Origin of the sequence: Acidovorax sp. HMWF018 (assembly GCF_003061035.1) — a bacterium.
Classification (GTDB): domain Bacteria; phylum Pseudomonadota; class Gammaproteobacteria; order Burkholderiales; family Burkholderiaceae_C; genus Acidovorax; species Acidovorax delafieldii.
In genome coordinates this window covers 22,421-23,044 of the sequence record NZ_QAIM01000489.1, presented here as the reverse complement: position 1 = coordinate 23,044, position 624 = coordinate 22,421, and the positions used below count along the sequence as shown (strand labels likewise).

1 protein-coding gene is annotated in these 624 nt (G+C 70.7%); it reads left to right on the top strand.

What is annotated here, in order from left to right:
• Positions 1-624 (top strand): beta-propeller domain-containing protein (locus tag DBR23_RS20995; RefSeq protein ID WP_158276477.1); only part of this gene is annotated, 624 nt, incomplete at both ends.

Here is a 624-nt window from a genome sequence, read left to right as displayed (position 1 = left end):
GCACCGCGCCTACGCCACCGACACCGGCCGCGAGCCGCCGCGCCTGGCCGCCATGGCCCGCGCGGCCGATGGCAGCCTGACCGGCGTGGGCAGCGCCACGCTGGACGCCAAGTACATCCCCCAGGGCTTTTATGTGGCGGGCGGTGGCACCCGCGCCGCCGTGCTGTCGCAGCAAGACCCGTATGCCGACCGCCAGCCCGTGGTGGCTGCGGCCGACGCCAGCATCACCGTGTTGCCGGAGTACAGCCGCACGCTGTCGCTGGACCTGTTTGCCATCCACAAGGACATGGCGCCCGCGCAGCTCAAGCAGATGCGCATCGATGGCCTGCTGGTGGGTAGCCGCCTGATCGGCAACATGCTGTACCTGGTCACCACCTGGTCGCCCGACCTTACCCGCTTCACCGTGCCGGCGGGGGCCACGGCATCGGCGGTGGACGCGGCACTCAAGGACCTCAACACCGCCGCGCTGATCCCCACCCTGCGCGTGGATGGCGGCCAGCCGCAACCGCTGGTCAACGAGGCCGACTGCCTGGTGCAGACGGGCAATGCCTCGCTGTCGCTGCAGCTCACGTCCATCACGGCCATCGACCTCACCTCGTCCAGTCTGGCGCGCACCAGCCGCTG